The following is a 25836-nucleotide window of genomic DNA, read 5'->3' on the forward strand; positions in this document are numbered from 1 at the left end:
GGTGGGGGTCAAGGGGGCCGCTCTGCGTGTGAGTTCACCGGAGGGGACACAGACCGTCTTCGAGCTGAGCGGTGTGTCGGTCACCGTCGGGCGCGCCGTGCCCGAGCGGGCCCCCGACGTGGGGCTCGGTCCCGACCCGCAGCGCTGGGTCGGGAGACTGCACTGCACCCTCGACTTCGCCGACGGCATGTGGTCGGTGACGGACAACGCGAGCGTCAACGGGACCCTGCTGCGGCACGGCGACACCATAGAGCGCCTCCAGGCGCGCAAGCGCATCCAGCACGGGGACACGGTGCTGATCCTGGGCGACATGGACCCCGAAGGGGAGCCGGTGTACTGGGAGTTGACCTTCCTGGACCCGCACACCACCCGGCCGGCGCCGTTCGGTTCGCCGTCGGACGTACGCCACACCGGGCCGTGCCTGCGGTACGACTGGGTCGCCGCCAGGGCGTACCGCAACGAGGACGGCGAGGAGACCCTCATCACCGGACTGCGGCCCCAGGGGCACCAGTTGCTGCGGTACATGGCGGGACGCAGTACGAGCGGGGCGGCCGTCGCCTGCGAACACGCGGAGCTGATCACGGCGTTGTGGGGATCGAACGAGGAGTGGGCGGCGCACCGCTCGTACAGCAGGGCCGACATCGCGGGTGTCGTACGGGCCGTACGGCGCTGCATCGAGTCGGATCCGTCGAATCCGAAGATCCTGGAGACGGTGACGGGCATCGGCTACCGGCTCAACGTCCTCTCGGTAGGCGGGAGTACGGGGCAACGGGCGGCCGGTGGCCATGAGGCGGGAGAGCGCGGCTCCAAGGAACGCGGTGCCGGCGAACGGGGTGCCGGGGAACGCGGGGACCACGCGGGTGAGGGGGAGTTAGGGCTATGACACTCCTCGGCCCCGGTGACCGGGTCAGCGACACCCTCGTGATCGACCGCCTGCTGGGAGAAGGGGCGTTCGCCGAGGTCCACCGGGTGCAACACGCGTATCTCGGCTCCCAGGCGATGAAACTGTTCAAGCGCGTCGCGTCCCTGGAGGAGACGGCGCAGATGCTGGACGAGGCCCGGCTGCTGTCGACCCTCGGACACCCCAACATCGTCCGGCTCTTCGACGCCAACACCGTACGGACCCGCGAAGGGCTGCGCGGCTACTTCACCATGGAGTACGTGGCGGGCGGCAGCCTCGAACGCCTCGCCGCCGCACACAAGTCGATGGTCCCGACAGAGCTGGTCGCCGAGGTGATGACACAGATCGCGACCGGTCTCGCCGTCGCGCACGCGCAGGACCCGCCGATCGTGCACCGCGACGTGACCCTCGCCAACGTCCTGATCGGCTACGACGATTCCGGCATGCGGGTGCGGGTGAGCGACTTCGGGCTGGCCAAGCGCGCCGATCCGTTCACGCATCTGGCCAGTGCCCAGGGGACGTACGCGTTCATGGCACCCGAAGTGATGCGTAACCAGGGCTACTCGTGCGCCAGCGACGTGTGGTCGGTCGGCGTGATCGCGTACCTGCTGCTGACGAACCGCTTTCCGTTCCACGGGGGCGGGGAGGAGTTCTCGTCGTTCTCCTTCGGGAGGTTCAACCGGTCGCTGCTCCCGCCGAGCAGTTACAACGACGAGGTCGACGCGGACCTGGACCGCATCGTGCTCGCCACGCTGGAGATCGACGCGCAGAACCGGCCGGCCACGGCCCAGTTCCTCGCGGACGCGCTGCGCGAGCGCGCGGAGTCGCTGGCGGACGCGGCGGCCGAGGCCGCGGAGGCGGCGCGCCGCGGCGGGGCGGACGGAGGCGGGGTCGGGGTCGGGGGCGAAGGCGGTGGCGGGGCTTCCGCGGGTTCCGACTCCGGTACGGCGGGGGCCTCGACGACCATCGCCGCCGCCGCTCCCAAGGGTCCCACCAAACGTCCCAACAGGCCGCCCACGGAACGTGCCAAGCGGCTGGCCGAAGAAGCACTCGCACTGGCCCGCTCGCCGGGGGAACTCGACCGCGCCGCCGACCTCATGGAGGAGGCCGTCAACTTGTCGCCATATCTGCGTGACCTGCATCTGTCCAAGCTCACGCTGTGGCGCCGGGGGGTGATGATGTGAGCGGGCGGCTCTCCCGGCTCATGGCCGACCTGCATCAGCGCAGGCACCACCGGGCCTTCCGGATCGCACCGTTGCCGTGGGACGAACAGTCGCGCGAGGAGCTGGAACGGCTGCTCGCGTCGGTGGCGGCATCGGCTGCGGCTGCCGCTGCGGCTGCGGCGGTGGCCGTGGATACGGGTGCGGGCTCCGGGCAGGGTGCGGGGGCCGGTGCGGGTGCGGTGTCCGGGGCGGGCGGTGGCGCCGGCTCCATAAGCGGCGGGGCGTCGGCGGGTTCGGACGGGTCCGGCGGCTCGGGGGACCCCGCCGGCCCCGTCGATCCCGCCGGCGATCCGCTGGACGCCAAGGCGCTGGCCGACGCCGCGACCAATCTGTGGCGTGCCCAGCGCAGGCTCAACCGCCGGGGGGAGGCGTCGTCTTCGCGTTCACGGCAGACCAGCCGCTATCTGCGTTACTGCCGCGAGGCGCTGGACGAGGCGGGGTTGCTCGTACAGGAACACGAGGGCGACGCGTTCCATGCCGGACTGTCGCTGGAGGTCCTGACCTTCCAGGAGGACGCCTCGCTGACGGCCGAGACGGTCCTGGAGACCGTCAAGCCGACGATCTATCTCAACGGCCGCCGCATTCAGATGGGCGAGGTGATCGTCGGCTCTCCGCCCGCGCCCCCTCCGTCGGAGCCCCAGCCTGAGCCTGTAGCCGAGCCCGAGCCCGAGCCCGAGCCCGAGCCTGTAGCCGAGTCCGTGCCCGGGTCCGCGCCCGCTGACGCCGTTCCGGCTCCGGAGGACGTGCGGCCGGAGCCCGAGGACTCCGTCCCCGCGGACTCCGTGCCCGTGCCCGTACCCGCGCCGGCTCCCGCATCCGCGTCCTCCCCTACCTCCACCCCCACCCCCACCCCCACCCCCGCATCTGTCCCGGAAGCACCGTCCAGCTCGGACCACGAGAGGACCGATCATGCGTGACACCGTCGACTTCGGTATCGACCTTGGTACGACCAACAGCGCCATCGCCGTCGTCGAGGGCGGCAACGTGTCCGTCATCAAGAACAACGACGGCTGGGACATCACACCCTCGGCGGTGTGGATCCCCAAGAAGGGCAGGGTCCACGTCGGCCGCCAGGCGCGGGACCGCGTGGAGCACGATCCGGGGAACGCCACGGCGGAGTTCAAGCTGGAGATGGGCCTCGCCGACTCACGTAAGACCTTCACCGCCGCCGACGTCTCCCTCAGCCCGCCGCAACTGTCGGCGGAAGTGCTCCGGTCGCTGCGCGCGGACGCCGCGCACCACACCGGCACCCCGCCCGAGTCGGCGGTGATCACGGTCCCGGCGGCCTTCGCCCTCAACCAGAACAAGGCGACCATCGAGGCTGCCGAGCTGGCCGGATTCACCTCCGCGTGCCCGCTGGTCCAGGAGCCGACGGCGGCGGCCTTCGCGTACGGCTTCCAGGACGCCACCGACCGGGCGTACTGGATGGTGTTCGACTTCGGCGGCGGCACCTTCGACGCGGCTCTCGTCAGCAAGCGCGACGGCGACCTGCGGGTGCTCAACCATGCCGGTGACCCGTTCCTGGGCGGCAAGCTGATCGACTGGGCGTTGATCGAACGGCTGCTGGTGCCCGCAGCCGCCACCGAGCTCGGGCTCACGGGCATGCGCAGGGACAACCCGCAGTGGCGCGGCAACTTCGCCAAGCTGAAGCGCGCGGCCGAGGACGCGAAGATCCATCTGTCCCGGCGGGACCAGATCGAGATGATGATCGACCTCAACGACGCCGACGGGAACCCCCTCACCCTCGAACACACGCTGACCCGTGGCGAACTCGACTCGATCGCCGAGCCGTTCTACGTCCGGGCCATCAACCTGTGCCGTGACGCGATCACCGAAGCCGCCCTCACCCCGGACGACATCGACCGACTGCTGCTCGTCGGCGGTGTGACGCTCTCTCCCGGCCTGCGCGAACGGCTGGCCGACCCGCGCCACGGCCTCGGCATCGAACTCGACGTCAGCCTCGACCCGACGACGGTCGTCGCTCGTGGCGCGGCGATCTTCGCCAGTACGGTCCGGATCCCGCGGTCGAAGACGGCGCCGGTCCCGGCCGGGCAGTTCGCCGTCGAGCTCTCGTACGATCCCAGTGTCACCACCCTCCAGCCCACTGTCGCCGGGCGCGTGCGCGGCTCTTCGGAGTCGGGGGCAGGGGCGGGGGCTGGAGCGGCCTCGGGGGCGGTTTCGGTGTCGAAATCCGGGGCCGGGTCGGGGTCCGGGTCGGGGATGAGCTTCTCCGGTTACACGGTGACGGTGAACAATCCGGACGGTCAGCCGCCGTTCCACTCCGGCGCCATCTCGCTGAACGCGGAGGGCGTGTTCATCACGGATGTGGCCGTCGCCCCGCACACGACGTCGAAGTTCGTCGTCGAGCTGACCGACCCGTCGGGCGCGCGCTGCGAACTCGCCTCCAACACGCTGTCGATCACCCACCGGGACGTGGAGTTCGGTGGCGTACGGCTCGCGCACTCGCTGGGCATCCAGCTCGCCGGGCAGGTCTTCGCGCCGATGCTGCGCAAGGGCGCGACGCTGCCGACGTCGGTGCGTGAGGTGTTCCGTACGTCGGCGGCGCTGCACCGCTCCGACGCGGACGCGACGATCCGGATCCCGGTGATCCAGGGCGAACGCACCCGGGCCGACCGCAACCGTGGGGTCGGCATGCTGGAGATCCGGCCGCGCGACATCCGGATCGACCTGCCGGCGGGCAGCGAGGTCGAGGTGACGGTCGAGGTCGACGCCTCCAGCATGGTCACCGTGGTCGCGGATGTGCCGCTGGTGCAGGCACAGTTCGAGGCGGAGATCAACTTGGACGACATCCGGGCCAAGGACCCCGAGGAACTGCGCGACATCCTGGACGAGGCCGAGGGGCGGCTGGTCGCGCTGCGTGGATTCGTGGCGGACGCCGGCTCGGCCGACGCCGAGCGACGGCTGGCGAAGCTGGACGAGGAGCGGTCCGTCAGCACGGCCCGCGAGCAGGTGGACGCGTCCGCCGTGGACAACGGCGCCGCCGCCACGGCGGAGGAGAGACTGCGCGATCTGCAGGCCGAGTTGGACGACATCGCGGACGCGGTGGGGCTGCCCGGTCTCGTACGGGATCTGCGGTCGGCGATCGCCGAGGCGGAGGAACTCGTGCGCCAGCACGGCGACACGGCCGACCGGCAGGAGCTGGCCGCGATCCAGAGCCGGGCGAACGAGGCGATCAACGCGCAGGACTCGGTGGCCGTTCGCGCACTCATCGACCGGACGGGGTCGCTGCTGTTCGAACTGGAGCGGCGGAGCCCCGACTGGTCGGTGAAGCTCTTCTACACGCTTCAGGAGATGCTGCGGGCGTCCGGGCAGGCCGGACCGCTCATCCAGGAAGGGCACCGGGCCATCGCGGCGAACGACCGACAGGGTCTGGACGCGGTGAACCAGCGGCTCTACCGGCTGCTCCCGAAGGATGAGCAGGAGAAGGTCGTCTGGCTGGGCAGGGCGTGAGCGGCATGACTGATGCCAGCGGTGGTACGAGCGGTGCGGGCGGGGCGGCGGGTGGGAGCGGGGCGAGCGGTGTGGATGGCGCGACTGGCGCGGGCGGGGCGAGCGGGGTGAGCGGGGTGCGGGTGACCGATTCCGCGCACGCGCGGGCCCTGAGCCTGCAACTCACCGTCAACCGCGCGCACTCGGCGGCACGCGCGGGCGATCTCGACCGGGCGGCGCGGCTGCTGGACGAGCTCGACACCGGCGGCCACCTGGACACGGCGCGGGTCAGCTTCGCGAAGGCCGACTCCGGCGCTCCGTCGGGCGCTGCCTCGGGGGCCGAACGGGCGACCGTGGTGGCCGCCCTCAACCTGCGGGCCAAGGTCCACGCGCAGCGGGGCGAGCTGACCGAGGCGGACGCGTGCTGGACCCGGGTGGAGGCGCTCGCGCCCGACGATCCGGACGCGGCGGCCGGCCGTCTCACTCTCGCGAAGATCGCCTCCGGACGCCGCCACGCCCGCCCGGTCGTCCACACCGGGCGGGTCGCGGTGATCGCTGCGGCGCTGGCCGCCACGGTGGCGGGAGTCGCCCTGGTCGGCGGCGCCGTCCGGCTGATCTCGGACGGTGGCGACGACGCTGGCCGACCCTCGGGTTCGGTGACCGAGGCGGACTCGGAATCGGACCGGCTGCAGGCCGAGTCGCGACGTGCCGATGAGTTGGCGAAGCGCATTGCCGACCAAGAGGCGGACGACTCTGCGGAGGCGGAGCGCCGCGACAGCACGCTCGACGAGGTCGCGAAACGACTGGCGATGCCGGGCGTCGAACTCCGGCGGCATGCCGATGACATCCAACTGGTCTTCAGCACGGGGGTGTTCCCGTACGACTCCGTGATCAGCCGGGAGGGTGCCACGGCCCTGACGGAGATCGGCCGCAGGCTGGCCGACCTGAACTCCGGTGCCGATGCCGGTCCGGGAGCCCCGGAGAAGGGGGCGGGGGCGGAGACCGGGGTGGAGACCACGGTGGTGGGCCACTCGGTCGTCGTGCCCGGTGGGTCCCCGAGCGGCGGCTCGGTGGTCGCCCTGGAGCGGGCCAGGGTCGCGGCCCAGTATCTGGCGGAGGACAGTGATCTGCGGCTGACGGACTTCCGGCTCGTCAGCGCGGACCAGCGGCGGGGCCCCTTCCCGGCGACCGACGCGAACGCCCCCCGGAATCGCACCGTGACGCTGCTGATCACCCCGAAGGAGCCACCTGCCGCCCGCTGACGTGGCTCCCCCACCCGTCGCTGACTACCGTGCGGCGAACTGCGTGAGGATGGCCTGCACTTCGTAGATGTCGACGCCCTTGGTGAAGGTTTTCTGGATCGGCACCGAGGCTCCGGAGAGCCAGATCTTCAGCTCTGCGTCGAGATCGAAGGTGCCGGCCGTCTCCACGGCGAAGTGCGTGATGCTCCGGTACGGGATGGAGTGGTACTCGGTCTTCTTGCCGGTTATCCCCTGCTTGTCGATAAGGATCAGCCTCCGGTCGGTGAAGAGGATGCTGTCCCGGATCAACTGGTAGGCGGCATGCACCTGTTCGCCCTGTCCCAGCAGACGCGCGTAGTCCTGCTGGGCGGTGGCCGGGTTGATGGTGTGTGCGTTTCCGAAAAGCGCCATGACATCCCCGATTCATCCAACGTGCACGATTTTCGTACTGTACGGCTGAGAGGGCCGGGGCCGGGGAGTCACCGTAGGCCCGTAGCGCAGCCGTAGCAGAGCTGTATCCGGGGGCCGGGTGCGCGAGATCCGGCGGGCGGGCGGGGGGGATTGGGGGGTCCGGGGCCCTGGCGTCCGGGCCGCTCTCCGAACTGTACGACTCCCTCCTACGAAGGACACGGAAGCCGAGCGGGGCTCCGCGGCCCCAGGGGCGGGGCCGCGGACGCGGAGGCCTGCTTCCGGACCTGATCACAGGTCAGACGCGCCGGACGGTGATGTCGCCAACGCCGGTGACGGCACTGACCCGGACGGTGTCGTCGGACTTCCGGAGCACGTCGGCGGGCCAGACGGCGTCGAGGCCGTTCCTCACCCTTCCGCTTAGGGTGCCGGTCTCCAGCGAGACGGCGGTGCCGCCCCGGACACCGACGTCCAGCGCGCCGACCGAGGATTCGAGCACGACGGTCCCGCGCATCACCTCGTCGACCCGGATGGCGCCCGCTGCCGTCTCGGCCCGGACATCGGCGTGTGCCCGCCCCACACTGATGGCGCCATTGGCCGCGGTCACCCGCAGGTTGCCGGTGACATCGGCCGCGTTGGTGTCGCCGTTGACGTTGCTGATGACCGCCGGCCCGTCGATCTCGCCGATCCGCACCCTGCCGCACCCGGAGATGTCGGACCGGCCGACCGCGCGCCGCACGTCGACATCGCCGTGCGAGGTGGTCACGCTCAAGGCGCCGGACTCGTCGACCCGGATGTTGCCGTACTGGGTCTCGAACCGGCATTCACCGATCCGCCCCTCGCAGCTGAGGTCCGCCATGGCCGAACTGCCGTGTACGGCGGAGCCGGTGGGCACCGAGATCTGTACGTGGATCGAGCCGCCCTTGCGGAACGAGGAAGGCCTCTGCTTCGGCCCCCTGATCAGCAACTTTCCATGCGAGTAGGTGACCTCGGTCTTCTCGGCGGCCTTCCGGTCGCTCTCACTGGAGGCGCTGCTCGGCCGTACCTCCACGACGGTGTCGGCGCGGTCCCCGGCGATGACCTCGACCGTGCCGAGATCCAACTGCACGTTGGCGGTGATCGGTTCAGGAGTGTTGAAAGTAGGCATGGCTGTCCCGTCCTTGTCGGTCTGTAGGAACCCCCGCCATCTGGGACGGAGGTGAGATGCATGGGCCGTGTCGGCGGTAGTCGTTGTGGCAGGGGCGGGGTTACCGCGTCCAGCCGGTGTGGCTCTGCCCGCTCCCCTGCGCCGGGCAGAGACGGTCGGCGTACCGCTTGAGGCCCATAACGCCATCATGGCATCAGTGTGGCGCCAAAGCAAGAGTGAATGGCTCAGAGGTGGCGCACCGATGGCGCGCCTATCCATCTGCTCTGGTGAAGCCGCAGTTCAGACGCCCCCTCCCGGATGTGTCACCGCACCGAAAACGGTGGTGTCACTGCCATGCACTCCCGGCACTCGACACCATCGAGTGCACCAGGCACCCCGAAGCTCCAGGGGGCCCTATGCGCCAGATGGCATCACCCCGGTTACCGCCGGCATCCGGCTCACGCGTCGCGGAATTTGAACATCGCCGCCCCCGCGACCAGCCCTGCTCCCGCCCATGCCCCCAGGACCGCGAGACCCGACCAGGGTCCGATGGGCAGGGCGTCCAGGTTCTTGGTCGCTTGAACGGCCAGCCCCGCCGAGGCAGGCGCCCACTCGCGTATTCGTTCCCGCCAGTCCTCGTTGCCCAGCAACTCGACCAGGGCGGGCAGCGCGTAGAGCAGCGCGAGCACCGTGGTGATTGCCCCGGCCGTGTCGCGGACAACGGCGGCCACGCCCAGCGCGAGCAGAGCTATCAGGCCTAGGTAGAGGACAGTGCCCACGGCCGCACGCAGGGCCGGTCCCTCGGCGAGGGAGAGAGGCGCCGCGCTGAAGCCGTTGCCGGGCAGGATCAACCGGCCGACGAACAGCGAGCCGAGCACGGCGACGATCCCCGCGGCCAGCGCTCCACCCGTGACGACCACCGCCTTGGCGGTGAGGACACGGACCCGGCCCGGCACCGCGGTCAGCGTGGCCTGGATCGTCCCCGTCCCGTACTCGCTGCTCATCGCCAGCACCCCGAACGCGGCAACGGCCGCCTGGCCGAGCCAGACTCCGGTGAGGCTGAGCCTGACGGTGTCCTCCTGACACTCGTCCGGCGACGGGCACTGGTCGGTCGACACCGTCCCGGTGGCGGCCGCGCCCAGCACCCACGTCAGCGCCGCCACGGCGACCAGCAGCCACCATGTGCTCGGTACCGTACGGAGTTTCGTCCACTCCGCGTGGAGGGCGCCCCTCATGCGTCCCTCCTGCGCATTCGCCAGACCGCGACTCCGAGGAGCACCACTGCCCAGGCGCACAGCACCAGGAGTCCCGCCCAGGGGCCTTGTGGATAACAGCCGTTCTCGGGAAGACAGACGGCGTCCACGTGCTCGTACTCCGGCAGCGTGCGCTGTACCGCGAAGCCGGCGAGCGGGGTCAGTTTCATCACCGATTGCGCGGCACCGATCGGCAGCCCGGAAAGCAGTACGAGCGGCAGGACGAGCGCGACCACGATCAAGGTGACGGCCACGGCGGTGTTCCGCAGGATCGCGCCCACGGCCAGAGCCAGCACGGCGACGGCGGCCAGCAGCACGGCGGTGCCGACGACGGCGCGCAGCACGGGCCCGTCGGTGAGGGCAACGTCCGGATGGAAGAGGGGATTGGGCATCCGCTCGCGCAGCTCGGGCTCGCCGAGCACGAACGACAGCACGGCTGCGACAAGGCCGGTCAGGAAGGTGACCCCGGCCAGGACGACGGCCTTCGCGACCAGCACCCTGCCCCGGCGCGGACTGGCCGTCAGCGTGGTGAGGATCACGCCTCGCCGGTATTCGGCGGTGATGAACAGCACCCCCAGCGCCACCAGCGGAATCAGCCCTATCTGTGCTCCCGCGAGAGACTGCTGCGTGAGGTCGGCGTCGGGTGTGAACGGCGCGACGTCGCCGGAGCCCGTCAATGTCCACGTGCCGGACTTCTCCGTGGAACCGCTGCCCAGCGCCCCCTTGAGGTCCTCGATGCTGCCCCCGCCGACGGTGTCCTGGCGCCAGGCACCCTGCCCGCCGTCCACCGTGGCATGGTCGAAGGCGGCGGTGATCCGTGCGGGCCTCCCCCCGACCGAGGTGGAGCCGAACTGCCTCTGCACCATGGTCTCTTGGGGCGTTGCCACGAACAGGCCCGCCTGAACGGTCTCCGGCAGGCCGGCGACCCGCGTCGTGCCGACCTTCGCCCACGTATCCCCGTCGGCCGACCGGTACGCGGTGAACCGGTCGTCGGAGCGGGTCAACCGCAGCCAGTGCGGCCGGTCCTGGGCGATGGCGCCCCCGGCGGAGTCGTGGGTGAAGTCCGACTGGAGCCGGACACCGTGTCCCGGCGTGATCATGACCGCCGCATAGGACGATCCTGCCTCCGTGCTCTTTTTGATCACCACTCCGGCCTTGGCCCACGGCTCGGCCTTCCGCCCTTCCCGTCCCTTGGGCGGGAACACCCGGGCGGTGACGCTGCCGTCGCCGGTCAGAGTCTGGTGCGTGAAGGGGAAGGTGTCGGAGACGACCCCGCCGTGCGGTCCCACCGGGGGCGGAGTGCGGTCTCCGGAGACGTCGCTGCCGCCGCTGAACGCGGAGAGCAGCGAGACCAGCACCGTGATCAACACTCCGGCGAGAAGTGTCAGGCTCCACCGGCGCACCGTGCGCAACTTGGTCCACTCGGCGTGCAGCAGTTGCGGGAACCCGTCGCGCGCGGGCGGGAGTTCGGAGCGGTAGGGGGTGATGGTGGGAGTACTCATGAGTGCGTCCCCTCCGTCTCGTTGGCCGTGATCGTTTCCGCGTTCGCCGCCGGTGCGGGGCTCGATGCCCTGCTCTCCGTCGGTTCGACCGTGTGGAACTCGGAGGCGTCACGGGTCAGTTCCATATACGCCTCCTCCAGCGTGGCCCGATGCGCACCGATCTCCGAGAACGGCACCCCGCCCGTGGTGAGCAGCGCCACGATCCGCTCCGTCGGCAGGCCGCTGACGGTGAGGGACTGCGGCCCGTCCGCCGCGACCGTCGCCCCCTCCCGGGCCAGCAACCTCATGGCGTCCGTACGCGCGGACGTCCGCAGCGAGACCCGTTCACCCGAGGCCGCGGCCAGCAGCTCGGCGACGGAGGTGTCCGCGATGAGCCGGCCGCGCCCGACGACCACGAGATGGTCCGCGGAGTCCTCCAGCTCACTCATCAGATGACTGGAGACGAGAACCGCCCGTCCCTCGCGCGCGAGCCCGCGCAGAAAGCCACGGATCCAGCGGATACCTTCCGGATCAAGGCCGTTGACCGGCTCGTCCAGCACCAGCACCGGCGGATCGCCGAGCAGCGCGGCGGCTATGCCGAGCCGCTGCCGCATCCCGAGCGAGTAGTTCCCCGCCCGGCGCCGGCCCGCGGACGCGAGACCCACCCGCTCCAGCAACTCGTCGACCCGGGAGGCTGGGAATCCGTGCGAGTGCGCGAGCCACAGCAGATGGTCCCGGCCGCGCCGGCTCGGGTGCACGGCCGCCGCGTCCAGCAGCGCCCCCACCTCGGTCAGCGGCCGGCGCAATGTCGCGTACCGCCGCCCGCCGATCAACGCCTGCCCGGAATCGGGCGCGTCGAGGCCCAGGAGCATACGCATGGTCGTGGACTTCCCCGCGCCGTTGGGCCCGACGAAGCCGGTGACCTGACCCGGTCGCACGGTGAAGGACAGATCGTCAACCGCGAGGGTCTGCCCGAACTGCTTTCGCAGCTCCTGAATTTCGATGGTTGCCTGCATGCTCGAAAGGCTAGGGAGCGGGGGTGCCCCGGGTCGTCACGCGAGAGAGCGCACTTCGGTATCCCTGGCACGAGGGAGGAACCGCCGCTGATATAGCTCGCGTGGGGGATGCCAAGAGCACTGGTCAGGGGGACGCGAACTCGTCCTGGCGTCGGGACAATGGTGGACGTGAGCGAAGAAATCAAGCGCGTGGCGAAGCGAATCGCGGAATCGCCCGACCGGCAGGTGGCGGTCGGGGCGACGCTCGCGCTGCTCGCGTGCGGGGAAACCGCGGTGCGCGGGGGAAGTATCGACACGGACCTTTCCTTCGCGCTCACGCTCGCCATCAGCACGACGACACCGGTCGGGCTGCTGCGCACGCCGCTGGCCACCACGGCCACCGTCTGCCTCACATTGGCGGGTGTGGTCTCGCTCGTGAGTTTCCACGTGTTGACCGTCGCCGGGCTTGTCGCGCTGCTGCTCGCCCTGCACTGGCTCGCCGGCCGAGGCTCCCGCCGCCTCGCCGTGCTGCTGGTGCTCCCCTATATCGCGACCGCGCTCGCGGGCCCGCAGATCAATGGGATAAGGGTGTACGGGGTTTTGACTGCCGTGTTGGCGGCAGCGGCGGTCGCGGACGGCGCAGGTCGTCGTGCGCGCGCCGAGGAGGTGGCGCGCGACGCCACCGAGAGGGCCATCGCCGACACCCTCCACGAGCATGTGGCACGTGGTGAACGGGCCCGCATCGCCCGCGAATTGCACGACGTCGTCGCGCACCACATCTCGATGATCTCCGTGCAGGCGGAGACGGCCCGGCTCACCACGCCCGGTATGCCCGAGGCCGGGGCGAAGCGCCTGCTGGACATAGGTGACACGGCCCGCGCCGCGCTGACCGAGATGCGTCGGCTCCTCGGTGTGCTCCGGGAGGACGCGGGCACCCCGCCCGTCACCAGGAGACCGCAGCCGGGACTGAACCAGCTCAACGAACTGCTGGACGAGGCGCGGGAGGCGACCGGCGCCGCCACGCGGCTGATCGTCAGCGGGCCGGTGGCGACGCTCGACCCGGGCATCGAGCTCACGACGTACCGAATAGTCCAGGAAGCCCTCACCAACGCCCGCCGGCACGCCCCGGGGGCGGCCGTCGATGTCGAACTGCGTTACTACCCGGAGGTGCTTGAGGTGCGGATCAGGGACAACGGCCCGGGGCCGGTGCCAAGAACGGGAGGCCGGTCCTCGGGGCACGGACTGCTCGGGATGCGCGAGCGCGTCGCAGCGGTCGGAGGCGAGCTTCGCGCCGGTCCGGCCCCCGGTGGGGGCTTCCTGGTGGAGGCGAAGCTGCCGCTCCCGGTGACGGAGGCCGTCCGATGAGCACCAACATCGTCATCGTGGACGACCATGAGCTGGTGAGGGCCGGCTTCGCCGGACTGCTCGCCACACAGAGCGACTTCACCGTGTCCGGCAACGCGTGCGACGGGGCCGAGGGGGTGCGTATCTGCCGCGAGCAGAAGCCCGACGTCGTGCTCATGGACGTCAGGATGCCGGTCATGGACGGCATCGAGGCAACCGGGCGGATCGTCGCCGAGGCGGGGGAGGGCGCGGGCCCGCGCATCATCATTCTGACCACCTTCGACCTGGACGAGCATGTCTACGACGCCCTTGGGGCGGGGGCCAGCGGCTTTCTCCTCAAGGACGTGGCGGCGGAGCGGCTGTTCGACGCGGTGCGCGTGGTTGCCGCGGGGGACGCGCTGCTCGCGCCGAAGATCACCCGCCGCCTCATCGGCGAGTTCGCCCGGCAGCGCCGAAAGCAGGCCACGGCGCCCTCCCGGCCGCTTGCCGCGCTCACCCCGCGTGAGACGGAGGTACTGCGGCTGATCGCCGAGGGTCTGTCCAACCCGGAGATCGCGGCACGGTTGATCGTCAGTGAGGAGACGGTCAAGTCGCACGTCAGCCGTCTGCTCAACAAACTCGGCCTGCGTGACCGCACACAGGCGGTGGTCGCGGCGTACGAATCGGGCCTGATCGTCCCGGGCGTCGGCGGAGCGGAGGGGTGAGCGGCGTGGGCGGAAGGAGCCGGCCAGAGAGCGCCCGAGAGGTCGTGGAGCCGGACCGATGGCCGGTCAGGCCGGCTGGGGAGCGCCGAATACCTCCGGTTCGGTGGCGTAGGCCAGGCCTTCCAGTGGGCGGTCGGTGCAGAAGCGAGCCATGAGGTCCGCGAAGTCCGCGATCCGCTCCACCGGGGCGAGGTGGTCCGTCTCCTCGATGGTCATGAAGCGGGCCGACGGCAGGCAGGCGGCCATCGTGCGGCCCATGGCGGGTGTGGTCAGGGTGTCGTACTCGCCGGTGACGACCAGGCTGGGGATGGCCGGGGTCGGTTCGGGGCGGTACCACTCGTGGCGCATCAGCCGGGAGTTGTGCTCGGCGGACTTGCGCAGCTGCTCGGGGTTCTGCGCGGCGATCTGCTGGTAGACGAGTCGGGCGACGGCCGCCTTCTTGCGTACGTGCCCGATGCCGGCGGGGGACATGAAGCGGTCGGCGAGCTCACGGGCGATGGGCTCCGTCTCACCACGTCGGATCATGCCGTCCCAACGCTCCATGGCCATCGCGTAGTCGGCCGGAATGCCGGTGGTCATCCCGACGAGCATCAGCCGTTCGAGGAGGTGAGGGTAGTGCTGGGCGAACCGGACGCCGATGGCTCCGCCGTAGCAGGCGGCCACCAGGTTGAGGCGGGGGATGCGGAGTTCCTCGACCACATGGCGTACCGCCGCGGCGAGGAAGTCGACGCCGTACTTCGCGGGGAGGAAGTCGGCCGTCCCATAGCCGGGCAGGTCGATCGTGATGACGGAGCTGAGAGGGGTGAGCCACTTCTCGTGGCGTTGCCACGAGTGGCGGTCCTGGGAGGACCCGCCCAGGATGACGATGGGCTCGGTGGCGAGGCGGCCCTGGCGGGCGATCCGGCAGGTGTAGCGGAACCCGCCGAAGGTCAGATCGTGTTCGACGATCTCTGTCTCCATCTGCTGCTCGGCCGCGTCGCTCTGTCGGCCGGTGAGGTCGGCCGGGAAGGGGAGGGCGACATCGGAGATGGGGGTGCGTGAGCTGGGGATCGCGTCGGTGGGCGCAGGCACAGGGTGGCTCCAAGCACTGAGGTGGGGGTGTCGCCGTCCGGCAGGTGGCCCTGCACGTCCCGCAGCGGCGGCAGACCGGATCCGGACGCGAGCGAGCAGGAGCAATTCCGCTTCACTGCTCCTACCAACGACCAGAATTCGCCACGAAATCATCTGTGGACGAGTCTTGGGCAGAAAGTGGAACGGGATTCCCCCATACGAGTTCCGGGAATTCGCGCACATCTGCGCCATGCGGCCGGGTGCCCCACCGTTGACCGGCGGTGCCGGGTGATTGTTCGACTGCGGGACAAGGCGGCGGAGAAAAGGGGCGGGTTCACGTACGAGGTGGTGTTCCGGCGCTGTCCGGGCCCTGGGGAGATAGGCATCGTGCGGGAGGGCTAGTTCATGTGCGCCTTCTGTGGTGGCGATCTGCCGAAGGTGTGGAACGTGGGGTAGTCGCTCCGGGGAGCTGACCGAGCGTTCTCTGTTCTGTACATGTCGATGGGTGATAGGGAGCGAAGACCGGAGGGAGGCTGTCTGTGAATCCGGCCGTGGACAGGCCGGTTGGGGTGGCCAGGGCGTGACGACCGTGAGGAGTGGACCTCTCGCGCAGGAATGGGCGTGGGAGCGGCGATTGACGGCCGCGCTCCCCGGTGCCGGGACCGGAATCGGGGCTTGTGCCGGTGCCGGGCAGGAGCCGGCGCTGGTGTTGGTCGAGGGCGAGGCCGGGATGGGGAAGAGCAGACTGGTGCACCGTCTGCTGGAGTTGCCGCAGGCGCGGGCGGCGGCACGGCTGGTGGTGACGTTCCGGGCGTCGGGCGGCTTCGTGGTCGCCGATCCGCTCGGCCCGGAGCCGCGTGTCGGCAGTGCGGCGGCGCCGGACGCGGCTCCGCTCGGGGGGCGGCTCAGCGCGTACCAGGCACTTGAGGCGCTGCTCGCTTCTACCTGTCCCGTGCTCCTGGTCGCCGAGGATCTCCATCACGCGGACGACGACTGCCTCGCCTTGCTGCGGAGTCTGCTGAGGGAGCCGCCCACGCCCTTCGCGGCGGTGCTGACCTACCGGCCCGAGCAACTGCCCAGACCAGGGCTGCCATTGGGGAGGGCGGTGGACTATCCCGCGCGGTTGTCGGTTGTGCGGTGGCGGCTGGAGCCGTTGGACGAGCGGCGTGTGCGGGATGTCGCCGGTGAGCTGCTGGGGGCGCGGCGGTGTCCGCAGGAGTTCGTGGCCCGGCTGTGTCAGCGTTCCGGCGGGGTGCCGCAGGTGCTCGTTGACCTGCTGCGGATGCTGCGGGACGCCGCCGCCGACCGGGACCGGGACCGGGACAGCGATCGCGCGCTGGAGCGGGCCGGGCGGGAGTGTTTCACCGCCAGGGACGTGGACGAGGTCGGAGTGCCGGTGCGGCTCGGTGAGTTGGTGCTGGACCGGACGGCCGCGCTGCCGGAGCCGTACCGCCCGATCGTCTGGGCGGCAGCGGTCCTGGACGAACCGGCGGCGGCCGAGGATCTGGCGGCGGTCGCGGGTCTCGACGGGGATGCCGGCCGTACGGCGCTGATCGCGGCGCTTCAGGGCTCGGCGTTGCGGGAGACGAGCGAGGGGCGGTACGGCTTCGCCGTACCGCTGGCGGCCTCGGCGCTCCACGCGGAGCTGCCGGGTCCGGTGCGGGAGCGGCTGCACGAGCGGGCGGCGGCGATGCTCGCCGCTCGGGAGCCGGTGCCATGGGCGCGGATGGCACGCCACTGGCGCGGCGGCGGCCGTACGGAGGACTGGCTGCGGGCAGCGGAGCACCTGGTGAACGACGACGAGGCGGCGGTCGCGTTGCTGGAAGAGGCGCTGGACGTGGGCGGTCTTCCGGCGGAGAGGCGGGCGCGGTTGGCGCTGACACTTGCCCGGGGCGCCGTACTGGGACGGCGGTCGGACGGGACGGCACGCGTGCTGCGCGAGACAGTGGAGGATCCCGCGCTCCCCGCGGCCGAGCGTGGCGAGATACGGCTCGAACTGGGCCTGCTCCTGCACAACCGCAAGAGACGCTTCGAGGAAGGGCGATGGGAACTGGGCCGGGCGGCTGAGGAGTTGACCGGGGCCGGACGGCCGGCCCTGGCTGCGCTGGCGATGGGGGCGTTGGCGAACCCGTTCTTCCCCGGCGCCCCCCTGGGTGAGAACGTGGCCTGGCTGGAGCGTGCGGAGGCGGCGGCCGAGGCGTCGGGGGACCGTGCGGCACGTACGGCGACCGCCGCCTGCCGGGCGACCGTGCTGATGAACACCGGTGATCCGGAAGCGTGGCGGTTGGTCGAGCGGCTGCCCCGTGACAGTACGGACCGTGCCGCCCGTCAGCAGGTCGCGCGCGGCCTGTGCAACACGGCGAACGGCGCGGTGTATCTGGGCCACCACCGCGGTGCGGACAAGCTGCTGACGGAGGGCATCGAGCTCGCGGCGCGGAGCGGTGCGCCGTTCCTGGAGCGGGTGGGGCGGGGCACGGCGCTGTTCCGCGACTGGCTGACCGGCCGTTGGGAGGGTCTGGCCGAGCGGTGCACCGGTCTGGTGGCTGAGGACGGCAGTGCGAGCGACGCCCGGGTGGTGCTGGCCCTGCTGGCGCTGGCGAAAGGCGACTGGGAGGCGGTACGGGACTGGCTCCCCCGGGGTGTCGAGCCGTCGCCGCTTCGGTCGGGTGGCTGCGAGCGGTCCGACACGTCGTATGCGAGCTACCGCGCGTACGAGACCTGTGAGGCGCCGGTCGCGGCCACGGCGGCCGGCGCCCATATCCGGCTCCTGCTGGCCCGGCAGGAGGTGGAGTCCGCCACCGAGGCCGCCGCGTCGGCCTGGGCGTGGCTCGGCCGGAAAGGCGTCTGGGTGTGGGGCGCCGAGCTGGCGCCCTGGGTGGTGGAGGCGCATACCCGCGCGGGACGGCGGCAGTTGGCGCAGCGGGTGGTGGCGGAGTTCGCGGCCGGGCTGACCGGGCGGGACGCTCCGTCGGCGACCGCCGCCCTGCTCTGGTGCCGGGCCGTCCTGGCGCAGGCCGAGGGCGAGTTGGCGGAGGGACGGGTGCTTTTCCGGCAGGCGGGCGCGGCGTACGGGGAGCTGTCCCACCCGTACGCGCGTGCGCTCATGGCGGAAGGCGCGGGACGTTGCGCGTTCCAGCTCGGTGGGGGCGAGGTGGACGAGGCGGTCGCGGAACTCACCCGCTGTGTCGCGGAGTTGACCGATCTCGGGGCGGTCTGGGACGCGGCGCGCGTACGGGCGACCCTCCGCGCCTACTGTCCGGCGGCCCAGCGGCGGCGGCCCGGTCGGCCCGCGTACGCGGAGCGTATGTCTCCGCGTGAGGGGGAGGTCGCGGAGCTGGCTGCCACCGGGCTCACGAACCGCGAGATAGCGGCCACGCTGTATCTCTCGCCGCGCACGGTGGAGCAGCATGTGGCCCGGGCGATGCGCAAGCTCGGGATAGCGAGTCGGCAGGGCCTGGCGAACGAGGTGTCGCGGGTCCGTTCGAGGTACGGCGAAAGAGGCGCGGACAGCGAGAGAGTAAGAGACGGCTACGGCGGCAGCGCCTACGGCGACGGTCGTAGCGCCGATGCCGGCGCCGGGGCGTGAAGCGGTGGCGGCGGCCACGACCAAGGGGGAAGACAGAGCGGCAAGCCGGGGAAGCGCGGTGGTCGGGCGGCGTGGCCGAGCCGCGGAGGGCGACGGGAAGCGGGCCGACCCGTTTGCCTGGGTCGGCCCGCTCGGTACCGGCCGGGGGCCGGTCAGTTCCGGTGGAGAGGGGTGAGCCGGTGACGTATCAGCTGCACATGGTCGTGCGCATCACGTCGGCCTGGCTTGCCCAGCTCGCGCAGCCTGTGCCCGAGTGGCCGTACCAGTTGTGGCCGAACTCGTGGGCGGCGAGGAGAGCGAAGTCGCCGACCATGGTGGAGAGTTCGATGCGCTGGCCCGCGCCCCAGTTGCAGCCCACGACGTTGCCGCCGCCGCAGCCCTGGATGTAGCCGCCGACACAGGAGACCGGTGTGCCGCTGGAGGCCGTCTCGGTGGCGCTGCCCCAGTAGTTGGCGCCCTGGCGTATCGCGCCTTCGCGACCGCTGCAGGACGAGGTGATGTGGTAGCTCCACGCCGGTACGCGGACGTCCCGCTTGTCGGCGCTCACCGGCGGGAGGTTCGAGAGGTCACCGGTCTCGAAGCGGGGGGACGGGGCCGGGTCGGCGACGGAGGCCTGGGCGGTCTGCGTCACGGCGGCGGGACGGGCGGTGTCACTGTTCTCGACGGCGTTGGCCGACATGGGGAGCGCGAAGAGAAGGGCGGCCGCGACGGCTGATGCCCCAGCGATTCTTCGGATTGACGAGAGCATGACATATCTCCTTGTGGGGGGAGTGGCGCACACGTTCACGTCGGGGCGACCCGCCGTGGACAGCGCCGCGAGACCTGGCCCGTGGAGCGGGCCCGTACATGGGGGGATCGCCAGCAAAGTACGTGCGCCCGTGCCGCCCGCCTATCCGGGTGGGCCGACATACGGATACGCAAAGAACCCCCGCCCCTGGTCAGGGCGGGGGTCCAAGGAGGTGTGGTTCAGCGGAGGTTGAAGCGTTCGGCCCAGGAGATGACGTCCGTCGTGGTCGCGTTGCCGCCGCACAGGACCAGGCCCAGGTGGACATCGCCGCCGACGCGTTCCCGTACGAGACGGGCGGCCGGGAGGAGGCAGCCGGCGGCGGGTTCGGCCCAGACCTTCGCGTGGTTCGCGAGATCGAGGGTGCCCTGGACGGCCTCGGCGTCCGAGACCACGAGTACCTCGCTGACCAGGGCCGACACATGGTCGTAGGTGAGCTGCGAGACGGTCGGGGCGCTGAGGGTGGAGACGATCGACGACAGCTGGGTCGGCCGCGGGCCCCCGGCGGCCAGGGCGTCCGACATGGCCTGAGCGCCTTCGGTCTCGACGCCCCAGACCCGGACGCCGGGCAGTCGCGCGTGCAGAGCCGCCGCGACGCCGGAGATCAGCGCGCCGCCGCCGATGCTGACCAGTACGTCCGTCAGGCCGGTGCCCTCGGCACTCGCCGCGTCGGACCCGGACCCCGACCCCGACCCGACCCCCGCACCAGACCCGGACCCGCCCCCCGACCCCACCCCAGCGCCCAACCCGGGCGCGTCCTCGGCGAGTTCGAGGCCGACCGTGCCCTGTCCCGCCACGACGAGCGGGTCGTCGAAGGGGTGCACCATGGTCATGCCGTCGGCCTGGAGCTGTGCCATGAGTGCGAAGGCGCCGTCCATCGTGTCCGTCAGTCGCACCGTCGCTCCGGCCGCCTCCGCGATCTCGACGGCGCGCGCGGGCGCGGACTTCGGCATGACGACGGTGGCCTTCACGCCCAGCGAGTTGGCCATGACCGCGACGGAGATGGCGTGGTTGCCACCGCTCACCGCGACGACACCGGCCGCGCGGTCGGCCTCGTTCAGCGACAGCAGCTTCGCCGTCGCGCCGCGTGCCTTGAAGGAGCCCGTGCGCTGCAACAGCTCAAGCTTCGCGGTGACGGGGACCCCGAGCAGCGCCGAAAGGCCGGGGCTCTCGACCGTCGGCGTGCGCACGACATGTCCGGCGATCAGGCGCGCCGCCGCTTCGATGTCCGAGATGCCGATCACGACACGTACCTCCTGTTGACGCCTGATTGCTGCCGCCTCAGAAGAGACCGTACAGATCGGGTCCCGAGGAATCGGCCGGGGGTACGGATACGCGCGGAGGCAGTCTTGCGGGCCGGCGAAGCCGCGGCCTCGCGTAGAGCCCTGGCCTGCGCGTAGAGCTCCGGCCTCGCGTAAATCCCTGGCCTGCGCGAAGAGCCCCGGTCTACGCGTAGACCCCCGCCTTCGCCGCCGCCGCTGCCGCCTCTGCCGCCCGCACCCCCGCCGCCCTGTCCAAGGGCGCGTCGCTGGTCAGCAGGCGGTAGTAGAGGGGGGCCGAGACCGCGCGGATCACCTCGTACGCGTCGGTCCCCTCCGGCAGCTCGCCGCGCCGCACGGCCTGTTCGACGCACGGCGCCCACTCGGCGATCCGGATCTCGTAGAAGCGATGCAGCGCCTCGGCGGTCCTCGCGTCCGTCGTCGCCGCCGCGATCACCGCTTTGAAGAGCGCGCCCTGACGCGGGTCGGCCAGCGTGCGGCGTACGAGTTCGGCGTTGGCCCGCAGGTCACCGAGGAGCGAGCCGGTCTCGGTGCGCGGCAGCGACTGTTCGGCCATGTCGCTGAGCAGGTCGGCGACGAGGCCGGCCACCGTTCCCCAGCGGCGGTACACCGTCGACTTCCCGACGTCCGCGCGCCGCGCGATGTCGGCGAGATCGAGGCGCGCGAAGCCGCCCTCGGCGAGGGCGTCCCCCGCCGTGCGGAGGACGGCGGCCCTCACACGTGCTGTACGGCCTCCGGGGCGCAGAGTCCCGGGATCGCCGGCGGCGTCGACGTTCTCCTCAGCGCTCATCACCGCACCACCCTCTCATAACGGGACCACGGTTTCATTAGGCCGGATCCTCTGTTACGTTGACGGCAACTAAAGGGACTGTGGTCCCGTTAATGCTCGAAGGTCTCGGATGAGGGGTCGGTCATGGAGTACAGGCAGTTGGGCGCGTCCGGGCTCAAGGTCCCGGTTCTCAGCTTCGGAGCAGGCACGTTCGGCGGTCAGGGACCGCTCTTCGGTGCCTGGGGGAACACCGACGCCCAGGAGGCGCGCCGGCTCGTGGACATCTGCCTGGAGGCGGGCATCACGCTGTTCGACACGGCGGACGTGTACTCGGCGGGCGCCTCCGAGGAGGTCCTCGGCCAGGCGATCAAGGGCCGCCGCGACGAGGTGCTGCTGTCGACCAAGACGAGCCTGCCGATGGGTGACGGGCCGACGGACGCGGGCTCCTCGCGTTCACGGTTGATCCGGGCCACGGAGGACGCGCTGCGCAGACTGGGCACGGACCACATCGACCTCTTCCAGCTGCACGCGTTCGATGCCGCCACACCGGTCGAGGAGGTGCTGTCGGCGCTCGACCAGCTCGTACGGTCCGGGAAGATCCGTTACGCCGGGGTCTCCAACTTCTCCGGCTGGCAGCTGATGAAGTCGCTCGCCGCCGCCGAGCGGCACGGCCACCCCCGCTATGTCGCGCACCAGGTCTACTACTCCCTCGTCGGCCGCGACTACGAATGGGAACTGCTGCCGCTCGGTCTCGACCAAGGCGTCGGGGCGATGGTCTGGAGCCCGCTGGGGTGGGGGAGGCTCACCGGCAAACTGCGCCGTGGCCGGCCGCTGCCCGAAGGCAGCCGGCTGCACCGGACGGCCGACTTCGGGCCCCCGGTCGAGGACGACCATCTCTACCGCGTGATCGACGCGCTCGACGGGATCGCGGAGGAGACGGGCAAGAGCGTTCCGCAGGTGGCCATCAACTGGCTGCTGGGGCGACCGACCGTCTCCACGGTGATCATCGGAGCACGTAACGAAGCGCAACTGCTCCAGAACATCGGCGCCGTGGGGTGGGAGCTGACGCCCGGGCAGGTGGCCCGGCTGGACGCGGCGAGCGCCAAGGTGGCGCCGTATCCCTACTTCCCGTACGAGCGCCAGGAGGGCTTCGCCCGCCTCAACCCCTCGCCCCTGCCCCTCGCCGGCGCCCGTCGCTGACCGCATCGCCGGTCGCTGACCGCGTGGGCGCGCGGCTTCCGGGTACGAGGGCGAGGAACCGAACATCCCCCGACAGGGCCGGTCAGCCTCTGCCACCGCCCCGCCCACGCTGTGCGACGGTGACCGGGATCGATGCCGACGAGCACACACGGTGACCGGCCGGCGTATCTCACCCACCCTGTGGCGACGTGACGAGGGAGAGAAGACCCATGCGGCTGGAGAAGCGGACGGCGAAGGCGAAGGGCAAGCGGGGTACGAAGCGCGGCACCGTACCGACCGGCGCGGACGCGGACCTGACGGGCGGGGACCTGAGGGGCGGGGACCTGACGGACGCGGACCGGACAGGCGCACACCTGACAGGTGCGGACCGTGCGGGCGCAGGCCCGACCGGCGCGGACCGGGCGGGCGCAGGCTCGACCGGCGCAAGCCTGTCCGGCGAAGAGCTTGCCGCGCTCGACGCGCACTGGCGCGCCGCGAACTATCTCGCCGTCGGCCAGATCTATCTCATGGCGAACGCGCTCCTCACCGAGCCCCTGCGCCCCGAGCACATCAAGCCACGGCTTCTCGGCCACTGGGGGACCTCCCCGGGCCTCAACCTCATTCACACCCACCTCAACCGGCTCATCAAGAACCGTGACCTCTCCATGCTCTGCATCTGGGGTCCCGGACACGGCGGACCGGCCGTGCTGGCCAACTCGTGGCTGGAGGGCTCGTACACGGAGACCTATCCCGATGTGACCCGTGACGCGGCCGGTATGGACCGGCTCTTCCGGCAGTTCTCCTTCCCCGGCGGAGTCCCCAGCCATGTCGCCCCCGAGACCCCCGGTTCCATCCACGAGGGCGGCGAACTCGGCTACTCCCTCGCCCACGCGTACGGCGCCGCGCTCGACAACCCCGACCTCCTCGTCGCCTGCGTGATCGGCGACGGCGAGGCCGAGACGGGTCCGCTGGCCGGGTCGTGGCACGCCAACAAGTTCCTCGACCCGGTCCACGACGGCGCCGTCCTGCCGATCCTGCACCTCAACGGCTACAAGATCGCCAACCCCACCGTCCTCGCCCGTGTCCCCGACGACCAACTGGACGCTCTGCTCCGTGGATACGGCCACGAACCGTTGTACGTGGCGGGCAGCGACCCCTCCGAGGTCCACCGCGCCCTGGCGGCGGCACTCGACCGCGCCGCCGACCGCATCGCCGAGATCCAGCGAGAAGCACGGGACGCGTGGGAAGCACGGGACACGCAGGCGGGGCGGGACACGCAGGCGGGGCGGGACACGCGGGACGCGCCCGACGGAGCCCCCGCCTGGCCCATGATCGTGCTGCGCACGCCCAAGGGCTGGACCGGCCCCGGCGAGGTCGACGGGCTGCCGGTCGAGGGGACCTGGCGTTCCCACCAGGTCCCGCTCTCCGCCGTACGCGAGAACCCGGCGCACCTCGCCCAACTGGAGGCATGGCTGCGTTCGTACGGCCCCGAGGAACTCTTCGACCGGGACGGCCGCCCCACCGCGCAGGTCCTGTCCCGTATCCCGGCCGGCACCCGCCGTCTCGGCGCCACCCCGCACGCCAACGGTGGCCTGCTCGTCCGCGATCTGCCGGTCCCGCCGCTCGACGACTTCGCCGTCCAGGTCGACAGGCCCGGTGTGGCGCTGCACGAACCCACCCGCGTGCTCGGCGGGTTGCTGGCCCGGATCATGGCCGACACCGCCGACCGCAGGGACTTCCGGGTCGTGGGGCCGGATGAGACCGCGTCCAACCGCCTGGAGGCGCTCTTCGACGAGACCGGCAAGGCCTGGCAGTCACGCATCCTGCCCACCGACGAACATCTGGCCCGCGACGGCCGGGTGATGGAGATCCTCTCCGAGCATCTGTGCCAGGGCTGGCTGGAGGGCTATCTCCTGACGGGCCGTCATGGGCTCTTCTCCTGCTACGAGGCCTTCGTGCACATCGTGGACTCGATGGTCAACCAGCACATCAAGTGGCTGAAGACATCGAGGGAGTTGCCCTGGCGCCGGCCGGTGGCGTCCCTCAACTACCTGCTGACCTCGCACGTCTGGCGCCAGGACCACAACGGCTTCTCCCACCAGGACCCGGGCTTCGTCGACCACGTACTCAACAAGAGCCCGGAAGTCGTACGGGTCTACCTTCCGCCGGACGCCAACACCCTGCTCTCCGTGGCCGACCATGTGCTGCGCAGCCGGGACTACGTGAACGTCGTCGTCGCCGGCAAGCAGCCCGGCTTCGACTGGCTCACCATGGACGAGGCGCGCGCGCACTGCGCCCGTGGCGCGGGGCTGTGGAAGTGGGCCGGTACGGAGGACGGGACCCGGGAGCCGGACGCCGTCCTGGCCTGCGCGGGGGACGTGCCCACCCAGGAGATCATCGCCGCGGCCGGCCTGTTGCGCCGGCATCTGCCGGAGCTGGCGGTGCGCGTGGTCAACGTCGTCGACATGGCGCGGCTGATGCCCCGCGAGGAGCATCCGCACGGGATGGCCGAGGCCGAGTACGACGACCTGTTCACCACGGACAAGCCGGTGATCTTCGCGTACCACGGCTACCCGTGGCTGATCCACCGCCTCACCTACCGCCGTATCGGCCACGCGAACCTGCATGTCCGTGGCTACAAGGAGATGGGCACCACGACCACGCCCTTCGACATGGTCGTCCGCAACGACCTGGACCGCTACCGCCTGGTGATGGACGTCATCGACCGGGTGCCCGGGCTGGGCGTGCGGGCGGCGGACGTACGCCAGGTCATGGAGGACACCAGGACCCGCCACCACAGCTGGATCCGCGAACACGGGGTGGATCTGCCGGAGGTCTCGGACTGGCGCTGGGAGGCCTGACGCCCCCGTCGGCGGGTCCGGCGACGGGGTTACGGGGGTGTCCCCCGCCCCTCGGCGCGCCTGCCACCCGCCGGGTACGTCCTGCCCGCGCGGGCGGGGGAGCCGTCCGTCCCGCATGGGCCCCAGCCCTGCGGCTGGGCGCCCGCGCGTCGGCCGTGCCGGCCCCCGCCCCGCCGCCCGCCGGGTACGTCCTGCCCGCGT

General features: G+C 71.2%; 19 protein-coding genes. 10 read left to right on the forward strand and 9 right to left on the reverse strand.

From position 1 onward, the window contains the following. The first annotated feature begins 1 nt into the window (after position 1). The 5 genes from ACFWU9_RS19520 to ACFWU9_RS19540 are packed head-to-tail and all read left to right on the forward strand — an operon-like array spanning position 2 to position 6836. Complete coding sequence (locus ACFWU9_RS19520; protein WP_384319948.1) at positions 2–883, forward strand: FHA domain-containing protein; 882 nt, start codon at positions 2–4, stop codon at positions 881–883. Further along, entirely contained in the window at positions 880–2085 is a 1206-nt protein-coding gene (locus tag ACFWU9_RS19525) for a serine/threonine-protein kinase (RefSeq protein WP_384319950.1), read from the forward strand. The genes ACFWU9_RS19520 and ACFWU9_RS19525 overlap by 4 nt, the downstream gene beginning before the upstream one ends. Beyond that, positions 2082–3041 (forward strand): hypothetical protein, encoded by a 960-nt coding sequence (locus ACFWU9_RS19530; protein ID WP_384319952.1) that lies wholly within the window; start codon positions 2082–2084, stop codon positions 3039–3041. The genes ACFWU9_RS19525 and ACFWU9_RS19530 overlap by 4 nt, the downstream gene beginning before the upstream one ends. Then, a complete protein-coding gene (locus ACFWU9_RS19535; RefSeq protein WP_384319954.1) occupies positions 3034–5595 on the forward strand; it encodes an Hsp70 family protein in 2562 nt (853 codons plus the stop codon). The genes ACFWU9_RS19530 and ACFWU9_RS19535 overlap by 8 nt, the downstream gene beginning before the upstream one ends. A 5-nt stretch (positions 5596–5600) precedes the next feature. Then, positions 5601–6836, forward strand: coding sequence for a hypothetical protein (locus ACFWU9_RS19540; protein WP_384319956.1), 1236 nt, complete (start codon positions 5601–5603; stop codon positions 6834–6836). 24 nt (positions 6837–6860) lie between these two features. Here ACFWU9_RS19540 and ACFWU9_RS19545 read toward each other — a convergent pair whose 3' ends face one another. From ACFWU9_RS19545 to ACFWU9_RS19565, 5 genes are all read right to left on the reverse strand, one after another. Continuing rightward, a complete protein-coding gene (locus ACFWU9_RS19545; protein WP_356595303.1) occupies positions 6861–7226 on the reverse strand; it encodes a PH domain-containing protein in 366 nt (121 codons plus the stop codon). 295 nt (positions 7227–7521) lie between these two features. Then, on the reverse strand, positions 7522–8370 hold the full coding sequence (locus tag ACFWU9_RS19550; RefSeq protein ID WP_384319958.1) for a DUF4097 domain-containing protein: 849 nt from the start codon (positions 8368–8370) through the stop codon (positions 7522–7524). Between the two features lie 437 nt (positions 8371–8807). Continuing rightward, positions 8808–9584, reverse strand: coding sequence for an ABC transporter permease (locus ACFWU9_RS19555; protein WP_384319960.1), 777 nt, complete (start codon positions 9582–9584; stop codon positions 8808–8810). Then, the gene (locus ACFWU9_RS19560) at positions 9581–11104 is read right to left on the reverse strand and encodes an ABC transporter permease (RefSeq protein ID WP_384319962.1); all 1524 of its coding nucleotides are present in this window, start codon (positions 11102–11104) and stop codon (positions 9581–9583) included. Before ACFWU9_RS19560 ends, ACFWU9_RS19555 begins: the two co-directional genes overlap by 4 nt. Beyond that, positions 11101–12099, reverse strand: coding sequence for an ABC transporter ATP-binding protein (locus tag ACFWU9_RS19565; RefSeq protein ID WP_384319964.1), 999 nt, complete (start codon positions 12097–12099; stop codon positions 11101–11103). The genes ACFWU9_RS19560 and ACFWU9_RS19565 overlap by 4 nt, the downstream gene beginning before the upstream one ends. A gap of 168 nt (positions 12100–12267) precedes the next feature. Here ACFWU9_RS19565 and ACFWU9_RS19570 point away from each other — a divergent pair, with 168 nt between their 5' ends. Continuing rightward, on the forward strand, positions 12268–13443 hold the full coding sequence (locus ACFWU9_RS19570) for a sensor histidine kinase (RefSeq protein WP_384319966.1): 1176 nt from the start codon (positions 12268–12270) through the stop codon (positions 13441–13443). After that, positions 13440–14126 carry a response regulator gene (locus ACFWU9_RS19575; RefSeq protein WP_384319968.1) on the forward strand — a complete coding sequence of 229 codons (687 nt, stop codon included), beginning with the start codon at positions 13440–13442 and terminating at the stop codon, positions 14124–14126. Before ACFWU9_RS19570 ends, ACFWU9_RS19575 begins: the two co-directional genes overlap by 4 nt. Before the next feature lie 66 nt (positions 14127–14192). On the opposite strand, the gene ACFWU9_RS19580 is transcribed toward ACFWU9_RS19575, so the two are convergent. Beyond that, on the reverse strand, positions 14193–15197 hold the full coding sequence (locus tag ACFWU9_RS19580) for an alpha/beta fold hydrolase (RefSeq protein ID WP_384319970.1): 1005 nt from the start codon (positions 15195–15197) through the stop codon (positions 14193–14195). A 685-nt stretch (positions 15198–15882) separates the two neighbouring features. On the opposite strand from ACFWU9_RS19580, the gene ACFWU9_RS19585 reads away from it, so the two are divergent. Beyond that, entirely contained in the window at positions 15883–18762 is a 2880-nt protein-coding gene (locus ACFWU9_RS19585; RefSeq protein ID WP_384319972.1) for a LuxR C-terminal-related transcriptional regulator, read from the forward strand. Positions 18763–18949: 187 nt separating this feature from the next. Here ACFWU9_RS19585 and ACFWU9_RS19590 read toward each other — a convergent pair whose 3' ends face one another. The 3 genes from ACFWU9_RS19590 to ACFWU9_RS19600 all read right to left on the reverse strand — a co-directional run bounded on the left by ACFWU9_RS19590 (position 18950) and on the right by ACFWU9_RS19600 (position 21616). Next, positions 18950–19510, reverse strand: coding sequence for a hypothetical protein (locus ACFWU9_RS19590; protein WP_384319974.1), 561 nt, complete (start codon positions 19508–19510; stop codon positions 18950–18952). 218 nt (positions 19511–19728) lie between these two features. Continuing rightward, positions 19729–20790, reverse strand: coding sequence for a threonine/serine dehydratase (locus ACFWU9_RS19595; protein ID WP_384319976.1), 1062 nt, complete (start codon positions 20788–20790; stop codon positions 19729–19731). A 202-nt stretch (positions 20791–20992) separates the two neighbouring features. Continuing rightward, a complete protein-coding gene (locus tag ACFWU9_RS19600) occupies positions 20993–21616 on the reverse strand; it encodes a TetR/AcrR family transcriptional regulator (RefSeq protein ID WP_384319978.1) in 624 nt (207 codons plus the stop codon). Positions 21617–21739: 123 nt separating this feature from the next. Between ACFWU9_RS19600 and ACFWU9_RS19605 the strand changes: the two genes are divergently transcribed. Then, positions 21740–22795, forward strand: coding sequence for an aldo/keto reductase (locus ACFWU9_RS19605; protein WP_384319981.1), 1056 nt, complete (start codon positions 21740–21742; stop codon positions 22793–22795). A gap of 209 nt (positions 22796–23004) precedes the next feature. After that, positions 23005–25635 (forward strand): phosphoketolase, encoded by a 2631-nt coding sequence (locus tag ACFWU9_RS19610; RefSeq protein ID WP_384319983.1) that lies wholly within the window; start codon positions 23005–23007, stop codon positions 25633–25635. The last annotated feature ends 201 nt before the right edge of the window (positions 25636–25836 follow it).

The organism is Streptomyces sp. NPDC058653, from assembly GCF_042716895.1.
GTDB lineage: Bacteria > Actinomycetota > Actinomycetes > Streptomycetales > Streptomycetaceae > Streptomyces.

What these genes read in the sequence shown, in the direction of transcription:
- ACFWU9_RS19525 (WP_384319950.1), top strand. Translation starts at nt 880, where the DNA reads ATGACACTCCTCGGCCCCGGTGACCGGGTCAGCGACACCCTCGTGATC.
- ACFWU9_RS19535 (WP_384319954.1), top strand. Translation starts at nt 3,034, where the DNA reads ATGCGTGACACCGTCGACTTCGGTATCGACCTTGGTACGACCAACAGC.
- ACFWU9_RS19540 (WP_384319956.1), top strand. Translation starts at nt 5,601, where the DNA reads ATGACTGATGCCAGCGGTGGTACGAGCGGTGCGGGCGGGGCGGCGGGT.
- ACFWU9_RS19545 (WP_356595303.1), bottom strand. Translation starts at nt 7,226, where the DNA reads ATGGCGCTTTTCGGAAACGCACACACCATCAACCCGGCCACCGCCCAG.
- ACFWU9_RS19550 (WP_384319958.1), bottom strand. Translation starts at nt 8,370, where the DNA reads ATGCCTACTTTCAACACTCCTGAACCGATCACCGCCAACGTGCAGTTG.
- ACFWU9_RS19555 (WP_384319960.1), bottom strand. Translation starts at nt 9,584, where the DNA reads ATGAGGGGCGCCCTCCACGCGGAGTGGACGAAACTCCGTACGGTACCG.
- ACFWU9_RS19560 (WP_384319962.1), bottom strand. Translation starts at nt 11,104, where the DNA reads ATGAGTACTCCCACCATCACCCCCTACCGCTCCGAACTCCCGCCCGCG.
- ACFWU9_RS19565 (WP_384319964.1), bottom strand. Translation starts at nt 12,099, where the DNA reads ATGCAGGCAACCATCGAAATTCAGGAGCTGCGAAAGCAGTTCGGGCAG.
- ACFWU9_RS19575 (WP_384319968.1), top strand. Translation starts at nt 13,440, where the DNA reads ATGAGCACCAACATCGTCATCGTGGACGACCATGAGCTGGTGAGGGCC.
- ACFWU9_RS19590 (WP_384319974.1), bottom strand. Translation starts at nt 19,510, where the DNA reads ATGCTCTCGTCAATCCGAAGAATCGCTGGGGCATCAGCCGTCGCGGCC.
- ACFWU9_RS19600 (WP_384319978.1), bottom strand. Translation starts at nt 21,616, where the DNA reads ATGAGCGCTGAGGAGAACGTCGACGCCGCCGGCGATCCCGGGACTCTG.
- ACFWU9_RS19605 (WP_384319981.1), top strand. Translation starts at nt 21,740, where the DNA reads ATGGAGTACAGGCAGTTGGGCGCGTCCGGGCTCAAGGTCCCGGTTCTC.
- ACFWU9_RS19610 (WP_384319983.1), top strand. Translation starts at nt 23,005, where the DNA reads ATGCGGCTGGAGAAGCGGACGGCGAAGGCGAAGGGCAAGCGGGGTACG.